The organism is Acidiplasma cupricumulans (genome assembly GCF_001402935.1).
Taxonomy (GTDB): Archaea; Thermoplasmatota; Thermoplasmata; order Thermoplasmatales; family Thermoplasmataceae; genus Acidiplasma; species Acidiplasma aeolicum.
In genome coordinates, this window is sequence record NZ_LKBH01000194.1 from 1 (window position 1) to 5,741 (window position 5,741).

The window sequence follows — 5,741 nt, forward strand, 5'->3', positions numbered from 1 at the left end:
AAATATTATATTTAACCCATGATTTCTGATGATACTTTGAGGGAGGGAATGCAGGCACCAGGCATTGCATTCACTGTAAATGAAAAAATAAAACTTGCCACAATGATATCTGATGCTGGAATTAAAAAAGCCCTGGTTTCATATCCATCTGCCCACGAGTCTGAAAAGTATGTAACTCAGGAAATAGTTAAAAGGGGAATTTTTAAGGATGTTTATGGTCTTGGAAGAACATTAAAATCTGATATAGACGAAATATACTCCACTGGAGCAAATATATCCCTGCATTTACCCTTCATAATAAAAGATATTAACACAATTTTGGAAAATATAAGGTATGCATCAAGGCTTTGCAGAAAACTTGAGGTCGCCCTGGTTGATATTGACCAGTACACCATAAATGATTTAATAAAAATATCAAGGTTAATACATGACTCAGGTGCTGATATTATCCAGATTCCAGATACAAAGGGAATTACGGAACCAAATAAATATGGAACGATAATTAAAAGGATTAAAAATGAGGTAAAAACATCACTGGAAATACACTGCCATAATGATTATGGATATTCAATAGCCAATGCAATTGAGGGATTAAAAAACGGTGCAGATTATGTTGATGCAAGTGTATTTGGCCTCGGTGAGAGGAATGGCATCACAGATATTGCAGTCATATCAAATTACCTGAATAACCTGGGTAAAACCAGTATAAATATGGAGAAAATGAAGACTTTATACAGTTTCATGCATGACCTAATAACAGAAAAGGCAGGCCAGCAATTTTTTTATGATAATATACCAGTTTTTGGCAAAAATATAAATTACAATACTGCAGGGACACATGCCTCTTATGGCAATATTTTTACCGGTACTGATTATTCAGTAAATGTTTATACAGGGAAGGCCATGATAAGGAATATTTTGGCAATTAATAATTTAAACCTTAGCGATGAAAATCTTAATTTATTAATAAAAAAGATAAAAGACCTATCATCAGATACTGGAATGGTGTTAAGTGCGGAGGAAATAATTAAGCTGGCCGGTGATTTAAATTGATTACCGTGCTTGAAATTGGCCAGGTGGTTGCAGGCCCAACTGCAGGTTTAATATTTTCAGATCTTGGGTTCAGGGTAATTAAGATTGAGAATCCCAATGGTGGCGATATATCAAGAAAATTGACAGGTTCAAGCTCTGGTACCTTTGAATATTATAATCGGGGCAAGGAGAGCATTGCACTGGATTTCAGGACAGATACTGGCAAAAAAATACTGGAAGGCCTAATAAAAAATGCAGATATAATTGTTGAAAATCTAGGTCCTGGATCTATGGATAAAATAATTAATCAGGACCGCATAAAACAGTTAAACCCAAAAATAATATATTTATCAATAAAGGGCTATATGTGCGGGCCGTATGAAAATAGAAAATCGCTTGATTTCCCAATAGAAATAGAATCTGGCATTGCATATATGACCGGACTTAAAAATAAACCAATGAGGATAGGTTCATCAGCCATAGATATGGCCACTGCCATGATGGGTGTAATGCTAGTCCTTGATAAACTCAGAAGGCATGAATCAGGGTTCATAAAAATAGGTTTGTTTGAAACCGCCATGTTTCTTGTGGGTCAGCACATTGTAACATACCAGAAGGAGAAAAGGGATTTAATGCCATTAAATGAGGAAAATTTTGCATGGGGAATATATGATTTTTTTATGTCTTCTGATAACAAAAAAATCTTTATAGCAATATCAACGGATACTCAATGGGGTGATTTCTGCAGGGCATTTAATATACCTCCAAGGGATGAATACAAATCCAACATTCAAAGATATAACCAGCGTGATAAATTAATTCCGGAAATCCAGAAAATTTTAATTTCATATAATTTAAATGACATAATTTTAAGACTGAATAAATTTAATATAAGCTACGGAATTTTAAACAGGCCGTGGGATTTATTAAAAAATGAACACGCACTTATGCACATGGTTAATGCAGAATATAATGGCACTGATTTTATTATGCCATATGTTCCCGGTACAAGAAATAATAAAAAAAATATAGAAAACCTTGGATGCTCGTCATTAAAAATTCTAAGAGAACTTGGCTATACAGCTGAGGAAATTAAAAATTTTATAGATTCCGGTGTAATTAAATAACATTTATTATCTCATTAAATATTAAAATGCGTTAAAAGTTTTATTTAATATGTTAGAATATGTATTTTAATACTATTATATATTTGTAATTACATGGATGGGAAACCATACGCTGGTAGCGTGTCTGATAGACTGGAAAGACTCCCATGGTCAGGTGTTCACAGGAATTTTCTGCTTATGGTCGCCGGTGGTGAATGGGCAGAGACACTCATGCTTCTGGGAAATGGTGCCATACTGGCACTCATGGTAAGCGTGCTTCATTTCAGTACAACTGTTGGTACACTCATAATCCCAACTGCATTTTTCCTTGGAGAATTTACTGGAAGCATTTTCTTTGGATGGCTTGCCGATAGAAGGGGCAGAAAATTTGTGTTTTTATACAATCTGCTTGTATTTTCAACAGGAATGTTTATTGCAGGCCTAATGAGTAATTATCTTGCCATGGCAATATTTATTTTTATAGGTGGCATTGGTGTCGGTGGGGAATTCCCTCTTGTTGATTCATTTACAACAGAAATGATGCCGGGCAAGGTCAGGGGAAACAGACTTGCACTTGTTTACACAATTGCTGTTACCGCCGGTCCATTTATAGCATTTCTGACATTTGCAATGCAAAAATATGCACCACCATTTTACTCATGGAGAATTATATTCTGGTTCATGGGTGCTGTTGGAATTGCAATATGGGCAGTAAGAACCAGGCTTAAGGAATCGCCAAGATGGCTTGAAACTCAGGGCAAATATAAAGAGGCTGATGAAATAACCACTGAATGGGAGGACAAGACCAAAAAGGACCTAAAGTTAAGCAAGCTACCGCCTGTGGAAACAGAAACAGAGGTAAATGAGGCTAAAAGCAGGTTTAAGGATATATTTGAACCTGATTTAAGAGAGAGAACAACAATGATGCTTATATTCCAGTTCTTTCAGTCTGGAATATTTTATGGATTTACTGCACTTGCACCAACGTTTTTGATAGCAAAAGGTTACACAATAGCATCAACCCTTGAGTTTACATTTCTGATATTCGCTGGCTTCTTCTTTGGATCGGTGTTTAATTTATTTATAGTGGATAAGATCGAAAGGAAATGGGGAATTATATTAACAGCTATTCTTGCAGGGGTCTTTGGAACTTTATTTGGAATTGCCACAAATGTTTACATGGTGATTATATTTGGTTTCATAACAACGTTTATTCTCTGGAACTTTTCAAACTTTTTCCATGCATACCAGGCAGAAATATTTCCAACAAGGGTAAGGCCAACCGCGGCAGGCACGGTTTATTCCGTAAGCAGGGTATCCACATCAATACTGGTTTTATTCATAGCGGCAGTTATACTTCCTCATGGGGTGCTCGCCAGCTTTGGAATAATATGGGTCTTCATTGCCATAGTTGTAATTGACCTTGCACTGATAGGTCCAAAATCAACCGGCAAACAGGTTGAAAAAATTATAGAATAATTTTTTTATTTTTCCCCGTAAATATAGGAGAATTTATTATGCGCATTTTTTGTTATACTGGCCGTAAATCCATATTTTTCCAGTTTGGCCTTTACAACCTCCGGATCTGCATATGATTTAACAGCTATTCTTTTAATCTTTTCAAATGAATCGTTTTCCTCTGATAAAAATTTGTTTTCACATGTTTTTGCATCTATATAAACATAATCTGCATCATTGCAGTACTTTTCAAATATTTCTGAGAGTTTAATATTTTTACCATCGGAGTATTCACAGTTAATGAATTTTATTCTCCTATCAACCTCATTTATGTTTAAATTTTTCACGGCGTTTTTATTATGATTTATTCCATAAATTTTTCCAGAGGTGTTAAGTGCTGCATAAAGAAGGGAATCCCCATTATCCTCTGAGATTATTAATACATCAGGGTTGTTTCCTGTTAAAAATGAAAGACGGTCAAATATGAATACGTCAGAAAAGTCAGGGTCTGAATCAAGGTTACACATCATTAGCTGGCCATATTTATACTTAAAATTAATGCAGTCTGGAAGCTTTGTATCCTCAAATGTAAAAAAATCTAAATTCTTCCCGCACTGGCCATAGTATTTGCATATTGCATAAAGCATTGCCTTTTCATGGTTCCATATTGCCCGCCTGTTTGGAATGGCATTAACTATTATTCTGTCCTTTTTTGCTGTAATTTCCCTTGCAACAGCAAAGGCATTTTTATATGCATGCTTGCAGATCCTGTAATTTTCAAGAAATCCCATTTTACCCATATAGTTACAAACTTTAAAAATTTATACTATTTATTTGTGCAACATTTGGATTTTATTATCCACCACTTACCTGCGGAAAAACAGCTATATTATCGGAATCTTTTAACCTCTGGCCATTATAATATTCCTCATTAACAGCAAAGAATATCTGCCTTCTGTCCAATAATTCTGGATATTTTTTAAATAGTATGGTTTTTAATTCATTTATATCATCTGAATTTATTTCTATACACTCCTCATCACGGCCTGTAATGTCCCTTATGCTTGCAAAATACCTAACATTTATTTTCATAATAATCACCTCCAGTAGGGTATTCTGTTTTTCACAGCCTTGATAAACTCTTCATCAAGTGACCTTTGATTGTTAAGCTTATCCTTTATATTAAAATAATCATTTTCTCTAAGCAAACATGTTTTAAAATTGCCATCTGCTGTTACCCTCAATCTGGTGCAGTGTTTGCAGAAATCCTTATTATGCATTGGTTTTACAAATTCCACCTTAACCTCGCCGTCCAATGTATTCAATATATACCTTTCACGGTTATGCAGTTCATTTCTTTCCATATAAATCGAGCGTTTTTTTATTTTTTCCTCAATTGGCTCAAGGCTGACATGATATTTTAAATAATCACCTGAATTTTCCCTGCCACGGGACGTTTCAAACTCTATTAACTGGAGTATTGCGTGATTTTTTGCACAGAAGTTTATCATGGAATCTATCTGGTCCTCATTGATGCCCTTGAGAACAACAAAATTAACCTTGACTGGTGTTAAGCCTGCATTGTTTGCCGCCTGTATGCCTCTTTTAACAGTGTCAAGATAATCCCTCCTAACGTTTGTAATTTTTTCAAAGGTGTAATCATCATTGGAATGCATTGATATATTTACCCTATCGAGGCCGGCATCTTTTAATTTCACCGCCAGTATTGGGAGCAAAACTCCATTTGTGGTCATTGATATACTTCCATTAATATGCTTCCTTGTCCTTCTTATTATTTCAAGTATATCGTTTCTGAGTGTGGGCTCACCGCCTGTGAATTTTACCTTATTAACACCATGTGAGGCAGCCACCTCAACTATTTTTTCTATATTCTCCGGCGTTAAAAACGACATATTCCTTTCCGTGCCCTCCATGTGGCAGAAAAAGCAGTTAAAATTGCATATGGCATTTAGCTGTATTCTCAGGCTTGTAACAGGCCTGCCATAATTATCAAAGACAGTATTTTTGGAAATAAGTCCGTTTATCATTGCATAATAATTGCCTTGTTGATATTTAAACATTTATTTACAAAATAAATGAAGAAAAATAGATGTATCTAACAAAAGTCCCTAAAAGAGATAATAA

The 5,741-nt window shown here is 35.0% G+C and carries 6 protein-coding genes; 3 read left to right on the plus strand and 3 right to left on the minus strand.

Annotated features, from left to right (window positions below; translation table 11 throughout):
* Nucleotides 1-18: 18 nt before the first annotated feature.
* The 3 genes from AOG55_RS05690 (at nt 19) to AOG55_RS05700 (ending at nt 3,617) form a co-directional block, all read left to right on the plus strand.
* Complete coding sequence (locus tag AOG55_RS05690) at nt 19-1,053, plus strand: hypothetical protein (RefSeq protein WP_048101242.1); 1,035 nt, start codon at nt 19-21, stop codon at nt 1,051-1,053.
* A gap of 5 nt (nt 1,054-1,058) precedes the next feature.
* Complete coding sequence (locus tag AOG55_RS05695) at nt 1,059-2,159, plus strand: CaiB/BaiF CoA transferase family protein (protein ID WP_231563410.1); 1,101 nt, start codon at nt 1,059-1,061, stop codon at nt 2,157-2,159.
* Between the two features lie 93 nt (nt 2,160-2,252).
* Nucleotides 2,253-3,617 carry an MFS transporter gene (locus AOG55_RS05700; protein WP_048101241.1) on the plus strand — a complete coding sequence of 455 codons (1,365 nt, stop codon included), beginning with the start codon at nt 2,253-2,255 and terminating at the stop codon, nt 3,615-3,617.
* A 5-nt stretch (nt 3,618-3,622) separates the two neighbouring features.
* Here the strand turns inward: AOG55_RS05700 and AOG55_RS05705 are convergent, their stop codons facing one another.
* The 3 genes from AOG55_RS05705 to moaA all read right to left on the minus strand — a co-directional run bounded on the left by AOG55_RS05705 (nt 3,623) and on the right by moaA (nt 5,644).
* The gene (locus AOG55_RS05705) at nt 3,623-4,387 is read right to left on the minus strand and encodes a hypothetical protein (protein ID WP_054964017.1); all 765 of its coding nucleotides are present in this window, start codon (nt 4,385-4,387) and stop codon (nt 3,623-3,625) included.
* Between the two features lie 64 nt (nt 4,388-4,451).
* Nucleotides 4,452-4,688, minus strand: a complete 237-nt coding sequence (moaD, locus tag AOG55_RS05710; RefSeq protein ID WP_048101239.1) for a molybdopterin converting factor subunit 1 — start codon at nt 4,686-4,688, stop codon at nt 4,452-4,454.
* Nucleotides 4,689-4,693: 5 nt separating this feature from the next.
* The gene (gene moaA, locus AOG55_RS05715) at nt 4,694-5,644 is read right to left on the minus strand and encodes a GTP 3',8-cyclase MoaA (RefSeq protein WP_048101238.1); all 951 of its coding nucleotides are present in this window, start codon (nt 5,642-5,644) and stop codon (nt 4,694-4,696) included.
* Nucleotides 5,645-5,741: the final 97 nt, after the last annotated feature.

What these genes read in the sequence shown, in the direction of transcription:
- AOG55_RS05705 (WP_054964017.1), bottom strand. Translation starts at nt 4,387, where the DNA reads ATGGGATTTCTTGAAAATTACAGGATCTGCAAGCATGCATATAAAAAT.
- moaD (WP_048101239.1), bottom strand. Translation starts at nt 4,688, where the DNA reads ATGAAAATAAATGTTAGGTATTTTGCAAGCATAAGGGACATTACAGGC.
- moaA (WP_048101238.1), bottom strand. Translation starts at nt 5,644, where the DNA reads ATGATAAACGGACTTATTTCCAAAAATACTGTCTTTGATAATTATGGC.
- AOG55_RS05700 (WP_048101241.1), top strand. Translation starts at nt 2,253, where the DNA reads ATGGATGGGAAACCATACGCTGGTAGCGTGTCTGATAGACTGGAAAGA.
- AOG55_RS05690 (WP_048101242.1), top strand. Translation starts at nt 19, where the DNA reads ATGATTTCTGATGATACTTTGAGGGAGGGAATGCAGGCACCAGGCATT.